We start from the raw sequence: 19,243 nt of genomic DNA, 5'->3' as shown, positions 1-19,243 counted from the left end.
CAGGGCCCGACGCCCTTCTCGCATCGCCGCCCAGCCCCTCCAGAAACCGCGCCTCAACCCTTCCAAGCAGCGCCCCCCAGCCCCTCCAGGGACCGCACCTCAACCCCTTCCAGGTACCGCCGCCCAGCCACTCCAGGAACCGCGCCTCAACCCTTCGAGGTACCGCCGCCCAGCCCTTCCCCCGCCGGCACTCCCCCCCTCCCCCGTACCGCCCCTCACCCCTTCCAAGCCCGCGACACAACCCCCTCGCGGACCTCGAAGTTGAGCCGGCCGACGCGGTACTCCATGGTGATGATCGCCCCGGGCGGCAGTGCCCTGACGGTCGGCCACCCCCGTTCGCGGGCAAGCCGCTCGGCCTCCTCCGCTTCGAGTCCGACGTAGTCTTCGGGGCTGTCCTGGGGCTCCTCGGCGGGAGTGGGATTCGGTGCCATACGGCCACGCTAGGCCCCGGAACAGCCCGCGTGAACCCCGGGTTCCCGCCCCTGGTCACACTTCAGTCACAGGATCACGTGACGCGTTTCGATCCCGGAACGTCACACGTACGAGCGGATCCGGGCGAGTTCCGGACGTATTCGAACGCAATTCACGCGGCCCGAGATCAAGTCCAGGAAATCCCTTCGCAAAGCAGCCCCGGATTCACTTTCGGCCGTCTGGCGCATTCCACTTCCGGTGCGGGCGACATGATCTGACGGCGCATGGGAAATGCGCACCCCACGCACCCGCCCCCTGTCGCGACGTGCGCCGCGCGCGCATCATGGCGGGGTCCAGGGAGCCGGCGTCGAAGGGGCCAGCGATGGGGACTCAGACCGTGACGGAGACCGCGCTGCCGGTACGCAGCGGGCGGGTGGTCGTGGACTGGCTGACCACCACGGACCACAAGAAGATCGGCCACCTGTACCTGATCACGTCGTTCGCGTTCTTCCTCGCGGGCGGGGTGATGGCCCTGCTGATGCGGGCCGAACTCGCCCGCCCGGGGCTCCAGCTGATGGACAACAACCAGTTCAACCAGTTGTTCACGATGCACGGCACGATCATGCTGCTGCTCTTCGCGACACCCAGCTTCGCCGGGTTCGCCAACGAGCTGATGCCGCTGCAGATCGGCGCCCCCGACGTCGCGTTCCCCCGACTGAACATGTTGTCGTACTGGCTGTTCCTGTTCGGCGGCCTCATCGTGATGGCGTCGCTGTTCGTGCCGGACGGCCCCGCCGCCTTCGGCTGGTTCGCCTACGCGCCGCTCAACAGCTCGGTCCACTCCCCCGGCGTCGGCCCGGACCTGTGGATCATGGGGCTCGCGCTGGCCGGGTTCGGGACGATCCTCGGCGCGGTCAACTTCATCACGACGATCATCGGGATGCGGGCACCCGGCATGACGATGTTCCGGATGCCGATCTTCACGTGGAACACGCTGTTCACGTCGATCCTGATCCTGCTCGCGTTCCCCGTGCTCGCGGCGGCGCTGCTCTGCCTCGAAGCCGACCGGCGCTTCGGCTCGCACATCTTCGACGCGGCCAACGGCGGCGCGCTGCTGTGGCAGCACCTCTTCTGGTTCTTCGGGCATCCCGAGGTCTACATCATCGCCCTGCCGTTCTTCGGGATCGTCTCGGAGATCATCCCCGTCTTCTCCCGCAAGCCGATCTTCGGCTACCTCACGCTGGTCGGCGCGACGATGGCGATCACCGGGCTGTCCGTCGTCGTCTGGGCCCACCACATGTTCGCCACCGGCTCGGTCCTGCTGCCGTTCTTCTCGTTCATGAGCTTCCTCATCGCCGTCCCGACCGGCGTGAAGTTCTTCAACTGGACGGGGACGATGCTCAAGGGGTCGCTCTCCTTCGAGACGCCGATGCTGTGGGCGACCGGCTTCCTCGTGACGTTCCTCTTCGGCGGCCTCACCGGCGTCATCCTCGCCTCACCGCCGATGGACTTCCACGTCACCGACACGTACTTCGTCGTCGCCCACTTCCACTACGTCGTCTTCGGGACCGTCGTCTTCGCCGTCTTCGCCGGGTTCCACTTCTGGTGGCCCAAGTTCACCGGCAAACTCCTCGACGAACGCCTCGGCAAGGTCCACTTCTGGACCCTCTTCACCGGCTTTCACACCACCTTCCTCGTCCAGCACTGGCTGGGCGCCGAGGGCATGCCCCGCCGCTACGCCGACTACCTCGCGGCCGACGGCTTCACGGCCCTCAACACGGTCTCCTCGATCGGCGCGTTCCTCCTGGGCCTGTCCACCCTCCCCTTCCTCTACAACGTCTGGAAAACGGCCAAGTACGGCACCCGCGTGGAGACCGACGACCCCTGGGGCTACGGCCGCTCCCTCGAATGGGCCACCTCCTGCCCGCCCCCACGCCACAACTTCACCACCCTCCCCCGCATCCGCTCGGAGTCCCCGGCCTTCGACCTCCACCACCCGGAACACACGGAACGAAGGTGAGGACGACGGCACACCCCGCGCCGGAGGCGTACAGAACACACGCGTGCGCCACGCCCCAGCTCCCCTCAACACACCGGCGCCCCCGAAGCCTTCGCCCCGGACGTCGGTCTCGGCAGCGCGCACACCGTCCCCGCCGACACCTTCCACGTCCCGCCCTGCTCGACGGACGTCCCGGTGACCGCCTTCGGCGAGCCGGACAGCGTGTACGTCACCTCGGCGCGCACAGCGGACGCGAACTCGATCTTCTGGACGGACGCGCCGCCCTGTGCGCCGGCGTCGTACGTCTGAAGGACCCCGGCGAGGAGTTTGCCGTTCTCCAGCAGCGCCTGCCGCTGGTGCGCCGGCGTCCTCGGGTCGAAGAACTTGGTCCAGTTGGCGCGGATGGAGCGCTCGGCGGCGGAGGGGTCGTCGGGAGCGGTGGGGCGACTCGTGGAGGGGACCGGCGTGGGGGTGAGGAGGGCCTGGTCGTCGTGGTCGTCGTCGCTGCAGGAGGAGAGCGTGAGCAGGAGGACGGCGACGGCGCCCGCCCCCACCACGCGCCCGGCACGATTCCGCGGACCCATCTGATGCACCACCAAGTAGTCGACATGGACGCCTGTTCGAAGGCATCTTGCAGCCAACAGGCCCACCACGACAGCCACTTGAACCACAGCGAGACCGAACCGGCACCTGGGCCGCGCCCCTCGGACGGCAGCCGGCCTCCTCAGCCGAGCGGCGGTCCGAAGACGGCCGGCGGAAGCTCACGCGCACCGGCCCCCGGCAGCACCAGGAACGTACCGGGGTTGAGCCGGTCGGGATGCTCCCCGACGACGTCCCGGTTGGCCTCGTACAGCGCCCGCCATCCCCCGGCGACCCGGTACTTCGCGGCGATCCCGGAGAGCGTGTCCCCCGCCTTCACGACATGCATCCGCCCCCGCAGCCGGTACCGCTCGGAACACGCGGGCCAGGCCCCCCATCCCTGCGCGGCGAGCACGTCCTGCGCGACGGCGATCTGCTGCTCCCGCGTCGCGAGATCCGCGCGCGGGGCGTACCTCGGTCCCCCGAAGTCCTTCCAGGTGGGCGCCCAGAACTGGAGCCCCCCGTAGTACCCGTTGCCGGTGTTCGCGTCCCACCGCCCGCCGCTCTCGCACTCGGCGACGCACTCCCAGGGCCACCCGTCACGGGCACACGCGTACGACACGGGCCCCGGCACCGGAGCGGCCGGCGTCGAAGAGGCCGGCGTCACGAGGGACAGCAGAGCGGCGAGGAGAAGCACCGCGTCACCGTAGACACCGCCCCGCCCGCCCCCGGAGGGCCGCGCCGGACGCGGCGGGGGCCCCACCCGGTCGGCTCACCGGGTGGGGCCCAGCCCCCGGACGCGTACCGCGGCTCAGACGAGGAGCCGCTGTCCGGGCACGATCAGGTCGGGGTTGCCTCCGATGACGGCCTTGTTGGCGGAGTACAGCCGCCCCCACGTCGTGCCGTTGCGCTCGGCGATCGCGCTGAGCGTGTCACCGGAGCGGACGGTGTAGTTGGCCCCCGGCATCGCACGGACCGTGCCGCGCGTGGTGTTCTCGGAGGAGCGCGGCGCGGAGTTCTTGCGCGAACTCTCGCCGGACGACCCGCTCTTGTTCGAGCGGTTCTTGTAGGAGCTCTCGCTCTTGTACTTCTTCACCGAGCCGGACCCGGACGCCGAGCCGGACCCGGACGACGAGCCGGAGCCCGAAGACCCCGTCCCCGCCCCGGAGTTCGACGGCGCGCTGCCGTACGCCCCCGCCCGGGACGAGCACACCGGCCAGGCGCCCCAGCCCTGCCCGCGCTGCACCTTCGTGGCGACGGCGATCTGCTGCGCCCTGCTGGCCTGGTCGGCCGTCGCCGCGTAGGCGGTGCCGCCGTACGCGCGCCAGGTCGAGGCGGAGAACTGCAGCCCGCCGTAGTAGCCGTTGCCGGTGTTGATGTGCCAGTCGCCGCCGCTCTCGCACTTGGCGATCCGGTCCCACACCCCGCTGTCGGCTGCGGCGGCGTTGCCGCTCGTGGCCAGCAGACCGAGGGGCGCGAGCAGCGCTGCCCCGGCGAGGACAGCGGTCGTGCGGGCGCGGCGGGTGTTATCGGCACACTCGGACATGAAGTTCCCTCTCTACGGACCCGGTTCCCCCTGACGGACGGGACGCTATCCGCGTTCGCACGCCGATAAAGCGTTCCGCCCCCCGTGCGCCGACGTGATGCTTCGGCGCGCTGTCTGTCTCAGCGCGGCCGGCGTACGGATTCCGGATGGTGCTCGGTGCACCGGCGGAGGAATCTAGGAGCCCTGACGAGCCGTTAGCAACCAACTCCCTGTTTCCGCAGGCCAGTTAGCCGTTACCGGTGGTAACAAATTCGATTGAACGGCCTTTAGATCCCGGCATTTCGGCATTTGTCGACCATGAACCGGAGCGCCCTGTGAGTCACCTCACCGGATCAACGCCCGTGACCCGCCCGTTACTTGACCACACGTGTTCGAATCCAAGCCCAAAGTGACCGACCGTGGATCGCCACCCGGTTCACTCCTCCCAGATGCGTGACTCCCACCACAGCTCGCCCGTTGAGTCTGAATGAGCCGGGGACCCACCCCAGCACCGCATCCCGAGGGAGCCACCGTGCCGCGCATGCTCGACGTCAGCGACGAGGTACGCACCGAGATCGGCGACGAAGAAGCCGACCGGCTGCTCACCGGAGACAACGCCCCCGGCAGCTACGACTGCACGTCCTGCCGCACCCCGGGCGACTCCGAGCACGAGCGCACCAGCACCGTCCTGTTCGTCGGGGACGAGACCGCCGTCCTCGCCTTCGCCCACGCCTCCTGCCTGCCCTCGCAGGTCGTCCAGGTGACGGAGGAACAGCTCCAGGGCGCCGTCCGCTCCATCAACGGCTCCGCCGAGCCCACGAAGTCCGTGCCGGAGCAGGCCGTTCTCGGGGTGACCAGCGGACTCGTCCTGATCGCCGGGGAGTTGCACCCCGCGCTCGTCGTCGAGCCGACCGCGCCGATCGCGCGCCCCGGCTCCCTCGGCGCCGGCGACGACTTCCTGCCGCTCCTCATCGAGCAGGGCTTCATGCCGGTCAGCCAGATCACCGAGGTGCCGCCGGTGCGGCACGGCTGGTCGGTGCTGCTCGCCGTCGGCCAGCTGCACGCGATCCTCCAGCCCGGCCCGAACGGCGGCCAGCCGGTGGCCTGGTGGCAGGCGCACCAGCCGCTCCAGGTCACCGAGGGCTGGCGGGCGGCGGCCAACAAGCACCAGCAGGTGCTGATGTTCGCGGCACCGGTCGGCTCCATCGGCCGCCAGCCGCGCGAGGACCTGCTGCGCGACGCCCTCGACAAGGCCGCCGCGAACGGCCAGTTGGTCGCCGCCGCGATGCCGCTCGCGGGCACCTGAGCCACACCCCGCTCACACCTCCGTCACCGCATCCCTTGCCCGCCCGGGTCGTTTGGACCTACGTGCACACATACGACTCTTCCCTGTGGCCGTCCTACACCGCGATCCCGTCCGCCCGCCCCGGACAGGACCCGCAGACGTCGGCCACTCCCATCTACGACGCGCTCTACGCCGAGTACGTCAAGTCCTTCCGGGCGCTGCCGGGCGACCGGAGCGGGGAGGAGGAGCTGGGGTTCACGGCGTTCGGGGGCGGGCCCGGACACGGCGGCGGGTACACGGGGTCGTACGCGGGCACGGGGTCGTACGCGGGCTCGTTCAGCGGCTCCTACAGCGCCTACAGCGCGGGCGCCCAGAGCGCACGGCAGCAGGGCCAGTGGCAGCGGGTGGGCACGCTGGGCCAGCAGCCGCAGCCGTCGTACCAGTACCAGGGCATGCAGCACATCCCGGCGGCCCTGCCGCCCGGCCCGCGCCGGGGGTACTGACACAAAGGGCGGCTCCCCTCGTCACCGAGGGGAGCCGCCCTTTCGTCACCGCGACCGCTTACTTCTTCTTGCCGCGCTTCTCGCGCACGCGCACCGAGATATGGATCGGCGTGCCGTCGAAGCCGAACTCCTCGCGCAGCCGGCGCTCGATGAAGCGGCGGTAGCCCGCCTCGATGAAGCCGGAGGCGAACAGCACGAAGCGCGGCGGCTTGGTGCCCGCCTGGGTGCCGAAGAGGATGCGGGGCTGCTTGCCGCCCCGGACCGGGTGCGGGTGGGCGGAGACCAGCTCGCCGAGGAAAGCGTTCAGCCGGCCGGTCGGCACCCGCGTCTCCCAGCCCTCCAGCGCCGTCTCGATCGCCGGGACCAGCTTCTCCATGTGCCGCCCGGTGCGCGCCGAGACGTTGACCCGGGGCGCCCACGCGACCTGCGCCAGCTCCGTCTCGATCTCCCGCTCCAGGTAGTAGCGCCGCTCCTCGTCGAGCGTGTCCCACTTGTTGTAGGCGACGACGATGGCGCGGCCCGCCTCGACGGCCATGGTGACGATCCGCTGGTCCTGGACGGAGATGGACTCGGAGGCGTCGATGAGGATGACGGCGACCTCGGCCTTCTCGACGGCGGCGGCGGTGCGCAGCGAGGCGTAGTAGTCGGCGCCCTGCTGGAGGTGGACCCGCTTGCGGATACCGGCGGTGTCGACGAACTTCCAGGTGACGCCGCCGAGTTCGATCAGCTCGTCGACCGGGTCCCGGGTCGTGCCGGCCAGTTCGTTGACGACGACGCGCTCCTCGTTCGCCACCTTGTTCAGCAGCGAGGACTTGCCGACGTTCGGACGCCCGATCAGCGCGATCCGGCGGGGGCCGCCGACGGCCGTCCCGAACGACTGCTCCGGCGCCTCCGGCAGCGCCTCCAGGACGGAGTCCAGCATGTCGCCGGTGCCCCGGCCGTGCAGCGCGGAGACGGGGTGCGGCTCCCCGAGGCCCAGCGACCACAGGTACGCGGCGTCCGCCTCGCCGCTCTGCCCGTCCACCTTGTTCGCGCACAGCACGACCGGCTTCCCGGCCTTGCGCAGCAGCCGGACGACGGCCTCGTCGGTGTCCGTCGCGCCGACCTTGGCGTCGACGACGAAGACGACGGCGTCGGCCGCCTCGATCGCGTACTCGGCCTGCGCGGCCACCGACGCGTCGATGCCGAGGACGTCCTGCTCCCAGCCGCCGGTGTCGACGACCTTGAACCGCCGCCCGGCCCACTCGGCCTCGTACGTCACCCGGTCCCGGGTGACGCCCGGCTTGTCCTCGACGACGGCCTCGCGCCGTCCGATGATCCGGTTGACCAGCGTCGACTTCCCGACGTTCGGGCGCCCGACCACGGCCAGCACCGGCAGCGGCCCGTGCCCGGCCTCCTCGATGGCCCCCTCGACGTCCTCGACGTCGAAGCCCTCTTCCGCGGCGAGCTCCATGAACTCCGCGTACTCGGCGTCACCGAGCGCTCCGTGGTCGTGCTCGGAGTGGTTGTCGTCGTTCATGAAGTTCCGTACCTCGTTCATCGTGGTGATCGGTGGACGCCGTGTTTGGGCTGGTCCACTACTAAGTGTCGCCTAGCGCCCGGTGAGGCGCTTGGCGTTTTCCAGGTGCGCGGTGAGCTGCTTCTGGATGCGTTCGGTGGCCTCGTCGAGGGCCTTGCGGGTGCGGCGGCCGGTGCCGTCGCTCGCGTCGAAGGGGTCGCCGAAGACGACGTCCACGCGCGAGCGCAGCGGGGGCAGCCCCTTGACCAACCGTCCTTGCCGCTCGGAACTTCCCAGGACGGCCACGGGGACGATGGGGGCGTTCCCGCGGACGGCGAAGTAGGCGAGGCCCGCCCGTAGCGCCGCGAAGTCGCCCTCGCCCCGGCTGCCCTCGGGGAAGATCCCGAGGACGCCGCCGTTGTCGAGGACGCTCAGCGCCTGCGTGACGGCGTTCCGGTCGGTGGACGCGCGGTCCACCTTCAGCTGGCCGATGCCCAGGAGGAAGGGGTCGAGGGGGCCGACGAACGCCTCCTTCTTGATCAGGAAGTGCGTCGGCCTGGGCGCGACGCCCATCACCATCGGGCCGTCGATGTTGTGCGAGTGGTTGACGGCGAAGATGACCGGCCCGCTCACCGGAACCCGCCACGCGCCGAGCACGCGGGGCTTCCACAAGCCGTACATCAGCCCGACGCCGATCCGCCGCCCGACCTCGGCGCCCTTCTCGGAGGGCCCGGTCGGAGCCGGCCGGGGAGAACGCAGGAGGCTCACTTACCGGCCCGCTTCTCCTCGACGAGGGTCACGACGCACTCGATGACCTGCGCCAGCGTCAACTCGGTGGTGTCCACCTCGACCGCGTCGGCGGCCTTCGCGAGCGGCGAGGTCTTGCGGCTGGAGTCCGCCGCGTCCCGCTTGATCAGCGCCTCGCGGGTCGCGGCGACGTCGGTGCCCTGGCCCAGTTCCCCGCTGCGCCGGGCCGCCCTCGCCTCGGCGGAGGCGGTGAGGAAGATCTTGAGATCGGCGTCCGGCAGCACGGTCGTCCCGATGTCCCGGCCCTCGACGACGATGCCGTTCCCGGCGCCGGCGGCGATCGACCGTTGCAGCTCCGTGATCCGCGTCCGCACCTCGGGCACCGCGCTCACGGCGCTCACCTTGGACGTCACCTCCTGCGTCCGGATCGGCCCGGAGACGTCCACGCCGTCCACGTGGATCGTCGGCGCCGCCGGATCCGTCCCCGACACGATCTCCGGCTTCCCGGCGACGGCGGCGATCGCCGAGGCGTCGTCGATGTCGATCCCGTTGTGCACCATCCACCAGGTGATCGCCCGGTACTGGGCCCCCGTGTCCAGGTAGCTCAGTCCGAGCTGCCCGGCCACAGCCTTCGACGTGCTCGACTTCCCGGTGCCGGAGGGACCGTCAATAGCGACGATCACAGGCTGGGCGGCGCCGTTTTCCACGGGGGGACACCTTCCTGGTGCGTGGTGGTGGGATACAGGGCCGCGAAAGCGCCCCGCACAAGGTTACTGGGTGCGCACTACCAGCCCGTCCGGCACTTTGGCCGCAGGTTTCCGCCGTCCCCTACTGCCGCACCCCCCACCCGCGCTCCCGCAGCGCCGCCGACAGCAGCGGCGCGGCCTTCGGTTCCACCATCAGCTGCACCAGCCCGGCCTGCTGCCCCGTCGCGTGCTCGATGCGCACGTCCTCGACGTTGACGCCGGCCCTGCCCGCGTCCGCGAAGATCCGGGCGAGCTGTCCCGGCTGGTCGTCGATGAGGACGCCCACGACCTCGTACACCCGGGGCGCCGACCCGTGCTTGCCGGGGACCCGGATCTGTCCGGCGTTCCCGCGCCGCAGCACGTCCTCGATCCCGGCCGCGCCCGTGCGCCGCTTCTCGTCGTCCCCCGACTCCAGCGCCCGCAGGGCCCGCACGGTCTCGTCGAGGTCCGCGGCGACGTCGGACAGCAGCTCGGCGACGGGTCCGGGGTTCGCGGACAGGATGTCGATCCACATCCGGGGGTCGGAGGCCGCGATCCGCGTCACGTCCCGGATCCCGCCGCCGGACAGCCGCACGGCGGACTCCTCCGCGTGCTCCAGCCGGGCGGCGACCAGGCTGGACACGAGGTGGGGCATGTGCGACACGAGCGCGACGGCCCGGTCGTGCGCGTCCGCGTCCATGACGACCGGCACGGCCCGGCAGTGCGACACCAGCTCCAGCGCGAGGTTCAGCACCTCCGTGTCGGTGTCCCGCGTGGGCGTCAGCACCCAGGGCCGGCCCTCGAACAGCTCCGCGGACGCGGCCAGCGGCCCGGACTTCTCCCGCCCGGCCATGGGGTGCGTCCCGAGGTACCGGGAGAGGTCCGCGCCCAGCGCCTCCAGCTCCCGCCGGGGCCCGCCCTTGACGCTCGCGACGTCGAGGTACCCGTACGCCACCCCCCGCCGCATGGCGTCCCCGAGCACCCCGGCGACATGCGCGGGCGGCGCGGCGACGACGGCGAGGTCGACGACGCCCTCGGGCGCCTCGTCGGTCCCGGCCCCCAGCGCGGCCGCGGTCCGCGCCTGCTCCGGATCGTGGTCGGCGAGGTGGACGACGACCCCGCGCTGCGCGAGGGCCATCGCCACGGACGTCCCGATGAGCCCGGTCCCGATGACAAGCGCGGTCCTCACCGGGCAACGCCCCCGCCCGCGGCGACGCCGAGCCCCCGCACACCGGCGCCACCGCGCCGCCCCGCCCCCGACCGGACCCCTCGTACCGCCACGCCACCGCTCCTCGCTGCTCACTGCGCCTCTGGACCGTCCAGCGTAATCAGCCCCACCGACAACGGCTCGCCCGCCCGGCCTCTGAGACGTCCGGCACCTTTACGCCACTCCGTCCCGGTTGCTCCGCCCCACCGCCCTCCGGTGCCAGGATGACGCCCATGACCCTCCCCACGACCCGCCGCACGGTCCTCCTGACGTCCCTGATGACGACGAGCGCGGTGGCGCTGACGACGGCCTGCGGCAGCTCGGACGACGACAGCGCCGGCTCCTCCTCGGGCCCGACGGACCTGGCGAAGACGGCTGACATCCCGGTAGGCGGCGGCAAGATCTTCGCGGACCGGAAAGTGGTCGTCACCCAGCCCGCGACCGGCGAGTTCAAGGCGTTCTCCGCCGTCTGCACCCACCAGGGCTGCACGGTCAGCGCCGTCACCGACGGCGCCATCACCTGCCCCTGTCACGAGAGCGCCTTCAGCATCACGGACGGCGCCGTCAAGTCCGGCCCGGCGCCGCGCCCGCTGCCCGCGAAGGACATCACCGTCAAGGACGGCACGATCACCCTGGCGTGAGCCGGCCCCGCACCGCCCCGCGCCGCGCCTGACTCACTCGTCCCACAGGGCTCCCAGCGTCACCAGTTCGCTCCCGTACTCGACGCGGTCGGCCCATTCGGTGGGCCAGGCGTCGGCGCCGAGCCAGGCGCCCGCGAAGGCGCCGGTGAGGCAGGCGATGGAGTCGGAGTCGCCGGAGGAGCAGGCGGCGCGGCGCAGGGCGGTGACGGGTTCGTCGGGGAAGAGCAGGAAGCACAGGAGCCCGGTCGTAAGGGCTTCCTCGGCGATCCATCCGGCGCCGGTGGCGAGGCAGGGGTCGTCCTCCGGGTCGGCGTCGCGCACGGCCGCTTCGAGGCGGTCCAGGGCGGCGAGGCAGTCGTCCCACCCGCGCGCGATGTAGTGCTCGGCGTCGGGGTCCTGGGCGCGCCGCCAGAGGCCGCCGAGCCAGGCGTGGTGGTAGCGGGTCCGGTTGGCCAGCGCGTACGCGCGCAGGAGGCCGATCAGGGCGGCGGGCCCGGTGCCGTGCGCGAGGAGGCGTACGGCGTGGGCGGTGAGGTCGGCGGCGGCGAGGCCGGTGGGGTGGCCGTGGGTGAGGGCGGCCTGGAGCTGGGCGGCGCCCGCGCGCTGTTCGTCGCTGAGGCCGGGCGCGAGTCCGATGGGCGCGACGCGCATGTTGGCCCCGCATCCCTTGGAGTCGATCTGGCTGGCGTCCTGCCAGGGCCGTTCGGGGTCGTCCAGCAGTTCGCACGCGCGCAGGCACGTCCGTCCGGGTGCCCGGTTGTTCTCCGGGGAGTGGTACCAGGTGACGAACTCCTCGCGCACCGGCCGCTCCAGGGGCAGCGGCCCGAGGACACCCCGGTCCATCGCGGACCTGAGCCCGCGCGCGACGGCCAGCGTCATCTGGGTGTCGTCGGACACGTGCGCGCGTGCGGGCAGCGGCATGTGCCGCCAGGGCCCGGACTTGGCGACGATCTGCGGCACGTCGTTGAACTCGGTGGGGAACCCGAGCGCGTCCCCCAGGGCGAGTCCCACGAGGGCCCCTGTGGCGGCGCGCTTGCGCACCGTGGTCGTAGAACTCATGCGGGGCGTCCTTCTGTGGCGGGCCGGACGAGCGGCGGGTGGAGTGCGGTGGCCGTCCCCGCGCGGTACAGGGCGGCGGGTTTCCCGCGTCCTCCGGTGAGGCGGGCGGCGCCGGTGGGCGCGGGCTCGACGAAGCCGGGGGTGGCGAGGACCTTGCGGCGGAAGTTGGGCCGGTCGAGGCAGGTGCCCCAGACGGTCTCGTAGACCTGCTGGAGCTCCCCGAGGGTGAACTCGGGCGGGCAGAACGCGGTGGCCAGGCACGTGTACTCGAACTTGGCGCCCACGCGTTCGCGCGCGTCGGCGAGGATCCGGTCGTGGTCGAAGGCGAGCGGCCCGGCGCTGTCGTACGGCGTCCAGCGGGCCTGCGCCGCGTCGCCCCCGCCGTGCGGTTCGGGCGCGCCGGGCGGGAGGGCGAGGAGGGCGGTGAAGGCGACGGAGACGACGCGCATGCGGGGGTCGCGGCCGGGTTCGCTGTAGGTGCGCAGTTGCTCCAGGTGGATCCCTGCGCTCCCGGTGAGCCCGGTCTCCTCGGCGAGTTCGCGGCGGGCGGCGGTCTCGGCGGACTCCTCGGGCAGCACGAACCCGCCGGGCAGCGCCCAGCGTCCGGCGTACGGCTCCTGCCCCCGCTCGACGAGCAGGACGTGCAGGGCGCCCGCGCGAAGGGTGAACACGGCGAGGTCGACGGTGACGGCGAAGGGTTCGTACGCGTGTTTGTCGTAGCCGTCCACGTCCGTCGCCTCCCCCGCGTTAATAGTCACCACGACCATAAACCCGCCCCCACTCCCCCGCAAGCCCCTCAGCGCCCCCAGGAGCCCCTTTCCCGCACACGACGGCGGCCGGGCCCGGAGAACCCGGACCCGGCCGCCACAGAGCCGTACAGCCGCCTTCTAGAGGTCGACCTCCTGCATCAGCATCCCCACCTCGGTGTTGGACAGCCGCCGCAGCCACCCCGACTTCTGGTCGCCGAGGGTGATCGGGCCGAACGCGACCCGCACCAGCTTGTCCACCGGGAAGCCCGCCTCGGCGAGCATGCGCCGCACGATGTGCTTGCGGCCCTCGTGGAGCGTGACCTCGACCAGGTAGTTCTTGCCGGTCTGCTCGACGACCCGGAAGTGGTCGGCGCGCGCGTACCCGTCCTCCAGCTGGATGCCGTCCTTCAGCCTCTTGCCGAGGTCGCGCGGGATCGGGCCGACGATGTGCGCGAGGTACGTCTTCTTCACGCCGTACTTGGGGTGCGTCAGCCGGTGCGCCAGCTCGCCGTGGTTGGTGAGCAGGATGACGCCCTCGGTCTCGGTGTCGAGCCGCCCGACGTGGAACAGGCGCGTCTCCCGGTTGGTGACGTAGTCACCGAGGCACTGCCGGCCGTCCGGGTCCTCCATCGTGGAGACGACGCCGGCCGGCTTGTTCAGCGAGAAGAACTGGTACGACTGCGTCGCGACCGTCAGCCCGTCGACACGGACCTCGTCCTTCTCCGGGTCGACGCGCTTGCCCTGCTCCAGGACGATCTCGCCGTTGACCTCCACGCGCGCCTGCTCGATCAGCTCCTCGCAGGCCCGCCGCGAGCCGTAGCCCGCACGCGCGAGGACCTTCTGCAGCCGCTCGCCCTCCTGCTCGGCGCCCGGGAAGGTCTTGGGCAGCTTGATGTCCTTCTTGCCTGCGTACCGCTCCCGGTTGCGCTCCTCCGCGCGGGCGTCGTACTCGCGCGAGGTCGCCGGGGCCCAGCGTCCGCGACCGCTGCCCGGGGACTGCTTCGGGCCGCCCTTCGCGCCGCCGCGCGCGGACGCGCCGCGCCCGGACCTGGGGCCCTCCGGGGAGGCGCCGGGGCCCACGTCGTAGCGCCGCTCCTCGGGGCGGGGCTTCTTCGGCCGTCCGCCCTGGTTGTCGTCGCGGTTGTTGCCGGCGCCCCGGTAGTTGCCCCGGCCGCCGCTGTTCCCGCCGCGGCCGCCGCTGTTGCCACCACGGCTCCCGCCGTTGTTTCCGCCGCTGTTCCTGCCGCTGCTGCTTCGCATCAAAGTTCCGTCTTGTCGTCTTCGTCCTCGGAATCCGGAGCGTCCGGATCGAACGACGGGACCCCTTCCAGCGTCTCGGCCTCGATCGCCTCCGCCTCCGGGAGGAAGGGCGCGAGTTCCGGAAGCTCGTCCAGACCGCGCAGGCCCATCCGCTCCAGGAAGTAGTTCGTCGTCACATACAGGATCGCACCTGTTTCGGGTTCCGCGCCCGCTTCCTCGACCAGCCCCCGCTGCAACAGGGTGCGCATCACACCGTCGCAGTTCACCCCGCGCACCGCGGAGACCCGGCTGCGGCTGACCGGCTGCCGGTAGGCGACGACGGCCAGTGTCTCCAGCGCCGCCTGGGTGAGGCGGGCCTGCTGGCCGTCCAGGACGAAGCCCTCGACGGCCGCGGAGTAGGCGGGCCGCGTGTAGTAGCGCCAGCCCCCGGCGACGGCCCGCAGCTCGAACCCCCGGCCCTGTGCCGTGTACTCGTCGGCCAGCTCCCTGAGGGCGTCCGCGATCTGCCGCCGGGGCCGCTGGAGGATCTTCGCCAGGTGCTCCTCGGTCGCCGGTTCGTCGACGACCATCAGGACGGCCTCAAGGGCGGGCTTCAGCTCCAGCTCCGCGACGTCCCCGCTCACGCCTTCTCCTCCGTCGTCTCCGTCAGCCGGTCGAACTCGTCCGTCACCGAGGCGGTCGCCTCACCGCCGGTCCACCGCACGAGCAGGTCGCCCAGCGCCGTCTCCTGGTCCAGCTCGACCGCCTTGTCCCGGTACAGCTCCAGCAGCGCGAGGAACCGGGCGACGACGGTGAGGGTGTCCTCGGTGTCCGCCACCAGCACCCGGAAGCTGGCCTCGCCGAGTTCCTTCAGCCGTGCGACGACGACCCGCGCCTGTTCCTGCACGCTCACCAGCGGCGCGTGGATGTGCTCGACGTACACCTGGGGCTTCGGCTTCGGCTGCATCGCCTTCACGGCGAGCCGGGCGAACCCCTCCGCCCCGATGCTGAGGACGACCTCGGGCAGCAGTTCGGCGTGGTGGGGTTCGAGGCCGACGGTACGGGGGTAGCGGCGCCCCTCGACGTCCAGCCGGTGCTGGAGGATGTCGGCGATCTGTTTGTACGCCCGGTACTGGAGCAGTCGCGCGAACAACAGGTCCCGCGCCTCCAACAACGCGAGATCCGCCTCGTCCTCCACCTCGGCGGCCGGCAGCAGCCGCGCGGCCTTGAGGTCGAGCAGCGTGGCGGCGACGACCAGGAACTCGGTCGTCTGGTCCAGGTCCCAGTCCGGGCCCATCGCCCGGATGTGCGCCATGAACTCGTCGGTGACCTTCGACAGCGCGACCTCGGTGACGTCCAGCTTGTGCTTGGCGATCAGCTGGAGCAGCAGATCGAAGGGGCCTTCGAAGTTGGCGAGCCGGACGGTGAAGACCCCGTCGGACGAAGCGTCGTCGGGTGCCGGGGCGGCCGAGGGAACCGGCACGCGGTGGGGCCCGTCCTCGGGTGCGCCCGACGACTCGTCGGCCTGCGGCGCTTCGTCCGGCGGCCCGGCGGCTTCCCACTCGCTCTCCGCGACCGGCGCGCCCCCGGCGGCGCCCTCCGCGCCCCGAGCGGCCTCCGCCTCACTCGACCCCGCCTCGCTCGCCCCCGGCGAATCGTTCCCGCCACCCGGCCCCCGGCCGAGCGCACGGCGGCGCGCACCGGAGGTCCCGGGGCCAGGAAAGGTGTCGAACGAGGTCATAGCCCCCGCAGGCTACCCCTACCGCCCCCGCAACCGGCGGACGAGAATGCTCGCGTCACCGCGGGCCTCCAGGTCGGCGAGGACGACGGCGACGGCTTCGCGGACGATGCGGCCGCGGTCGACGGCGAGGCCGTGCTCGCCGCGCAGGACGAGGCGCGCGTGCTCCAGGTCCATCAGTTCCTCGGCGGAGACGTACACGGTGATCTTCTCGTCGTGCCGTTCACGCCCGGAGGGGCGGCGGGCGGCGGCCCGGCCCCGTTTGCGCGGCTCGGCGTCGGCGGTGGCAGAACCTTCCTGCGCCCGCCGCGCACCGCCCCGGCTGCGCTCGCCGCCGTCCTCGGTCTCGGCGCCGGCGGCCACGTGCTCGGCCCCCTCGCCGTCCCCGCTCTGGACGGGCACGGCGGCGGGCGCGTCCTCCGGCGAGCCGGAGACCGCCTCGCTGTCGCCCGCCTGCCCTGGCACCCGGCCCTCGCCGGGTCGCCGGGGAGTGGACGGCTGGAGCGCCATTCCCCCTGTCGTACGGAAGAGTTCGTCGGCCCCCGGCAGACTCACTCGGCGTGACACCGGGCGAGCACCTCCCTGGCGAGCTGGCGGTAGGCGGCGGCGCCGACGGAGTTGGACGCGTACGTGGTGATCGGCTCGCCCGCGACCGTGGTCTCCGGGAAGCGGACGGTCCGGCCGATCACCGTGTGGTAGACGTGGTCGTCGAACGCCTCGACGACACGCGCCAGCACCTCACGGCTGTGCACGGTGCGCGAGTCGTACATCGTCGCGAGGATGCCGTCGAGCTCCAGCTCGGGGTTCAGGCGCTCCTGGACCTTCTCGATGGTCTCGGTGAGCAGCGCGACCCCGCGCAGCGCGAAGAACTCGCACTCCAGCGGGACGATCACCTTGTGGGCGGCCGTCAGCGCGTTGACCGTGAGCAGACCCAGCGAGGGCTGGCAGTCGATGACGATGTAGTCGTAGTCGTCCATCAGCGGCTTCAGCGCCCGCTGGAGGGTCGACTCGCGCGCGACCTCGCTCACCAGCTGGACCTCGGCCGCCGAGAGGTCGATGTTGCTCGGCAGCAGGTCCATGTTGGGGACCGCGGTCTTCAGCAGGACCTCGTCGGCCGACATGCCCCGCTCCATGAGCAGGTTGTAGACCGTGAGGTCGAGCTCCATGGGGTTGACGCCGAGACCCACCGACAGCGCGCCCTGCGGGTCGAAGTCCACGAGCAGTACCCGCCGGCCGTACTCCGCGAGCGCGGCACCCAGGTTGATGGTCGACGTGGTCTTGCCGACGCCGCCCTTCTGGTTGCACATCGCGATGATCGTCGCGGGCCCGTGATCGGTCAGCGGGCCCGGGATCGGGAAGTACGGCAGCGGACGCCCGGTCGGGCCGATGCGCTCACGACGCTGGCGTGCGGCGTCGGGCGCGAGCGTGGCCGCGTACTCGGGGTCGGGCTCGTATTCGGCGTCGGGGTCGTAGAAGTGCCCGTCGGGCAGTTCGTCGTAGTCGGCGAAGTGGTTGTGGGGCGCGCCACTTCCGTCGCCGGCCATGGCGTTCACGTGATGGCCATCCATGCTCTGGTGTGCTGTCCGCAGGGTCTGCGGACTCTGATGGGCTGCGAAGGTGCGCACAGCGACGGAGCCGACAGCCTCGAATCCCTGAGGGCCCTCGGCCCCTGCAGGCATTCCTGGTTGACCACCCCCGGGAGAAAATGTCGACTCATTCACAAGTCGTCTTACCTCCTTGGTGACCAGGAAACTTCTAGACAAGGTCAGCGTGGCACCATGCCGACGGTTGGCGACTCTATGGCGTGTCGGCGGTTCGCAGCAACACAATCCACCGGACCCGGTCGGATGTGTCGGCAAAGAAACATCACGCTGTCAAGGGCGTACGACCGTCGCACAGCAGGTTCCACCGGTGCTCGAATCGGTCGAAGAGGTTACGTTCGCCGCGAGTTGACCGAGCATCGCAAAGTGACCATACACACATTGGGCCGGACCTTATGGACAAGGCCCGGCCCGGTGTGCGTCGTTGACGCGTCTTGTTGACGTATCGCCTTTATGAAACGGTGACTTGGCTCCTTGCCGCTGTCACATACCGCGCGCCCCGCTCAGCCGAGCAGCGACGCCAGTTCGACGTGGTCAAGGCCGTGCGCCTCGGCGACCTCGCGGTAAACGACCTTGCCGTCATGGGTGTTGAGCCCCTTGGCGAGCGCGGGGTCGCGGCGCAGCGCCTCGACCCAGCCGTGGTCGGCGAGTTCGACGATGTACGGCAGGGTCGCGTTGGTGAGCGCGTACGTCGAGGTGTTGGGGACCGCGCCGGGCATGTTGGCGACGCAGTAGAAGACCGACTCGTGGACGGTGAAGGTCGGTTCGGCGTGGGTCGTCGGACGTGAGTCCTCGAAGCAGCCGCCCTGGTCGATCGCGATGTCGACAAGGACACTTCCGGGCTTCATCCGGGCCACCAGCTCGTTGGTGACCAGCTTGGGCGCCTTGGCGCCGGGGATGAGGACGGCGCCGATGACGAGGTCGGCGTCCAGGACGGCCTTCTCCAGCTCGAAGGAGTTGGACATGATCGCCCGCACCTGGGTGCCGAACACCTTGTCGGCCTCGCGGAGTTTGTTGATGTCGCGGTCGAGCAGCGTGACGTGGAAGCCCATGCCGACGGCGATCTGCGTGGCGTTCCACCCGGAGACGCCGCCGCCGATGACGACGGCCTTGGCGGGCTGGGTGCCCGGCACGCCGCCGGGCAGGACACCGCGCCCGCCCGCCGAGCGCATCAGGTGGTAGGCGCCGACCTGCGGGGCGAGCCGGCCCGCGACCTCGGACATGGGGGCGAGCAACGGCAGCGCGCGGCTGGGCAGTTCGACCGTCTCGTAGGCGATCGCGGTGGTGCCGGAGGCGACGAGGGCGTCCGTGCACTCCTTGGAGGCGGCCAGGTGCAGGTAGGTGAAGAGGGTCTGGTCCTTGCGCAGCCGGTGGTACTCCTCGGCGACCGGCTCCTTGACCTTGAGCAGCAGGTCGGCGGCGGCCCACACCTCGTCGGCGGTGTCCAGGATCGCGGCGCCGGCCGCGACGTACTCGGCGTCGGGGATCGAGGAGCCGACCCCGGCGCCGCGTTCGACGACGACCTCGTGGCCGTGGCGCACCAGTTCGTGCACGCCGGCGGGGGTGATGGCCACGCGGAACTCGTTGTTCTTGACCTCGCGGGGGATGCCGACCTTCACGTCGATCACGGTCCTCGGCTCAATGGGCGTATACGTATGCGTATACCGGGATATATCGCACGGGCAGCGCGATAGAGCCAGTCTAATGAAGGTGTTCCCGGTGTCTAGCCTTTCAAAG

Annotated in this window: 20 protein-coding genes; 4 read left to right on the top strand and 16 right to left on the bottom strand. The window is 71.3% G+C overall.

Going from position 1 to position 19,243, the window contains the following annotated elements; all coding sequences use genetic code 11:
• Positions 1 to 215: 215 nt before the first annotated feature.
• Complete coding sequence (locus IAG44_RS31660; protein WP_187750497.1) at positions 216 to 431, bottom strand: I78 family peptidase inhibitor; 216 nt, start codon at positions 429 to 431, stop codon at positions 216 to 218.
• 362 nt (positions 432 to 793) lie between these two features.
• Here IAG44_RS31660 and ctaD point away from each other — a divergent pair, with 362 nt between their 5' ends.
• The gene (gene ctaD / locus IAG44_RS31655) at positions 794 to 2,431 is read left to right on the top strand and encodes an aa3-type cytochrome oxidase subunit I (protein ID WP_187750496.1); all 1,638 of its coding nucleotides are present in this window, start codon (positions 794 to 796) and stop codon (positions 2,429 to 2,431) included.
• Positions 2,432 to 2,496: 65 nt separating this feature from the next.
• Here ctaD and IAG44_RS31650 read toward each other — a convergent pair whose 3' ends face one another.
• The 3 genes from IAG44_RS31650 to IAG44_RS31640 all read right to left on the bottom strand — a co-directional run bounded on the left by IAG44_RS31650 (position 2,497) and on the right by IAG44_RS31640 (position 4,535).
• The gene (locus IAG44_RS31650) at positions 2,497 to 2,994 is read right to left on the bottom strand and encodes an MTB12 C-terminal domain-containing protein (RefSeq protein ID WP_187750495.1); all 498 of its coding nucleotides are present in this window, start codon (positions 2,992 to 2,994) and stop codon (positions 2,497 to 2,499) included.
• Positions 2,995 to 3,134: 140 nt separating this feature from the next.
• On the bottom strand, positions 3,135 to 3,686 hold the full coding sequence (locus IAG44_RS31645; RefSeq protein ID WP_187750494.1) for a LysM peptidoglycan-binding domain-containing protein: 552 nt from the start codon (positions 3,684 to 3,686) through the stop codon (positions 3,135 to 3,137).
• Between the two features lie 114 nt (positions 3,687 to 3,800).
• Positions 3,801 to 4,535, bottom strand: coding sequence for a transglycosylase family protein (locus IAG44_RS31640; RefSeq protein ID WP_187750493.1), 735 nt, complete (start codon positions 4,533 to 4,535; stop codon positions 3,801 to 3,803).
• Between the two features lie 511 nt (positions 4,536 to 5,046).
• Between IAG44_RS31640 and IAG44_RS31635 the strand changes: the two genes are divergently transcribed.
• Positions 5,047 to 5,820, top strand: coding sequence for a hypothetical protein (locus tag IAG44_RS31635; protein ID WP_187750492.1), 774 nt, complete (start codon positions 5,047 to 5,049; stop codon positions 5,818 to 5,820).
• A gap of 62 nt (positions 5,821 to 5,882) precedes the next feature.
• On the top strand, positions 5,883 to 6,302 hold the full coding sequence (locus IAG44_RS31630) for a hypothetical protein (RefSeq protein ID WP_187750491.1): 420 nt from the start codon (positions 5,883 to 5,885) through the stop codon (positions 6,300 to 6,302).
• A 58-nt stretch (positions 6,303 to 6,360) separates the two neighbouring features.
• Here the strand turns inward: IAG44_RS31630 and der are convergent, their stop codons facing one another.
• From der to IAG44_RS31610, 4 genes are all read right to left on the bottom strand, one after another.
• The gene (gene der / locus IAG44_RS31625; protein ID WP_187752929.1) at positions 6,361 to 7,821 is read right to left on the bottom strand and encodes a ribosome biogenesis GTPase Der; all 1,461 of its coding nucleotides are present in this window, start codon (positions 7,819 to 7,821) and stop codon (positions 6,361 to 6,363) included.
• Positions 7,822 to 7,893: 72 nt separating this feature from the next.
• On the bottom strand, positions 7,894 to 8,481 hold the full coding sequence (locus IAG44_RS31620) for a lysophospholipid acyltransferase family protein (RefSeq protein ID WP_246564664.1): 588 nt from the start codon (positions 8,479 to 8,481) through the stop codon (positions 7,894 to 7,896).
• A gap of 83 nt (positions 8,482 to 8,564) precedes the next feature.
• Complete coding sequence (gene cmk, locus IAG44_RS31615; RefSeq protein WP_187750490.1) at positions 8,565 to 9,254, bottom strand: (d)CMP kinase; 690 nt, start codon at positions 9,252 to 9,254, stop codon at positions 8,565 to 8,567.
• A 121-nt stretch (positions 9,255 to 9,375) separates the two neighbouring features.
• Positions 9,376 to 10,461, bottom strand: coding sequence for a prephenate dehydrogenase (locus IAG44_RS31610; RefSeq protein WP_187750489.1), 1,086 nt, complete (start codon positions 10,459 to 10,461; stop codon positions 9,376 to 9,378).
• Between the two features lie 251 nt (positions 10,462 to 10,712).
• Between IAG44_RS31610 and IAG44_RS31605 the strand changes: the two genes are divergently transcribed.
• A complete protein-coding gene (locus IAG44_RS31605) occupies positions 10,713 to 11,120 on the top strand; it encodes a Rieske (2Fe-2S) protein (protein ID WP_187750488.1) in 408 nt (135 codons plus the stop codon).
• 33 nt (positions 11,121 to 11,153) lie between these two features.
• On the opposite strand, the gene IAG44_RS31600 is transcribed toward IAG44_RS31605, so the two are convergent.
• The 8 genes from IAG44_RS31600 to ald all read right to left on the bottom strand — a co-directional run bounded on the left by IAG44_RS31600 (position 11,154) and on the right by ald (position 19,125).
• Complete coding sequence (locus tag IAG44_RS31600; protein WP_187750487.1) at positions 11,154 to 12,179, bottom strand: ADP-ribosylglycohydrolase family protein; 1,026 nt, start codon at positions 12,177 to 12,179, stop codon at positions 11,154 to 11,156.
• Positions 12,176 to 12,907: an NUDIX hydrolase gene (locus IAG44_RS31595; RefSeq protein ID WP_425508537.1), complete on the bottom strand. Its 732-nt coding sequence runs from the start codon at positions 12,905 to 12,907 to the stop codon at positions 12,176 to 12,178. Before IAG44_RS31595 ends, IAG44_RS31600 begins: the two co-directional genes overlap by 4 nt.
• Positions 12,908 to 13,066: 159 nt before the next feature.
• Positions 13,067 to 14,188, bottom strand: a complete 1,122-nt coding sequence (locus IAG44_RS31590) for a pseudouridine synthase (RefSeq protein WP_187750485.1) — start codon at positions 14,186 to 14,188, stop codon at positions 13,067 to 13,069.
• Positions 14,188 to 14,757 (bottom strand): SMC-Scp complex subunit ScpB, encoded by a 570-nt coding sequence (scpB, locus tag IAG44_RS31585; RefSeq protein ID WP_246564650.1) that lies wholly within the window; start codon positions 14,755 to 14,757, stop codon positions 14,188 to 14,190. Before scpB ends, IAG44_RS31590 begins: the two co-directional genes overlap by 1 nt.
• Before the next feature lie 50 nt (positions 14,758 to 14,807).
• Entirely contained in the window at positions 14,808 to 15,908 is a 1,101-nt protein-coding gene (locus IAG44_RS31580; protein ID WP_187750483.1) for a segregation and condensation protein A, read from the bottom strand.
• A gap of 18 nt (positions 15,909 to 15,926) precedes the next feature.
• Positions 15,927 to 16,472, bottom strand: coding sequence for a hypothetical protein (locus IAG44_RS31575; RefSeq protein WP_187750482.1), 546 nt, complete (start codon positions 16,470 to 16,472; stop codon positions 15,927 to 15,929).
• Positions 16,457 to 17,584: a ParA family protein gene (locus tag IAG44_RS31570; protein ID WP_187750481.1), complete on the bottom strand. Its 1,128-nt coding sequence runs from the start codon at positions 17,582 to 17,584 to the stop codon at positions 16,457 to 16,459. Before IAG44_RS31570 ends, IAG44_RS31575 begins: the two co-directional genes overlap by 16 nt.
• A gap of 425 nt (positions 17,585 to 18,009) precedes the next feature.
• Complete coding sequence (ald, locus tag IAG44_RS31565) at positions 18,010 to 19,125, bottom strand: alanine dehydrogenase (protein ID WP_187752927.1); 1,116 nt, start codon at positions 19,123 to 19,125, stop codon at positions 18,010 to 18,012.
• Positions 19,126 to 19,243 lie beyond the last annotated feature (118 nt).

Source organism: Streptomyces roseirectus, from assembly GCF_014489635.1.
Lineage (GTDB): Bacteria > Actinomycetota > Actinomycetes > Streptomycetales > Streptomycetaceae > Streptomyces > Streptomyces roseirectus.
This window is presented reverse-complemented; position numbering and strand designations above follow the sequence as displayed.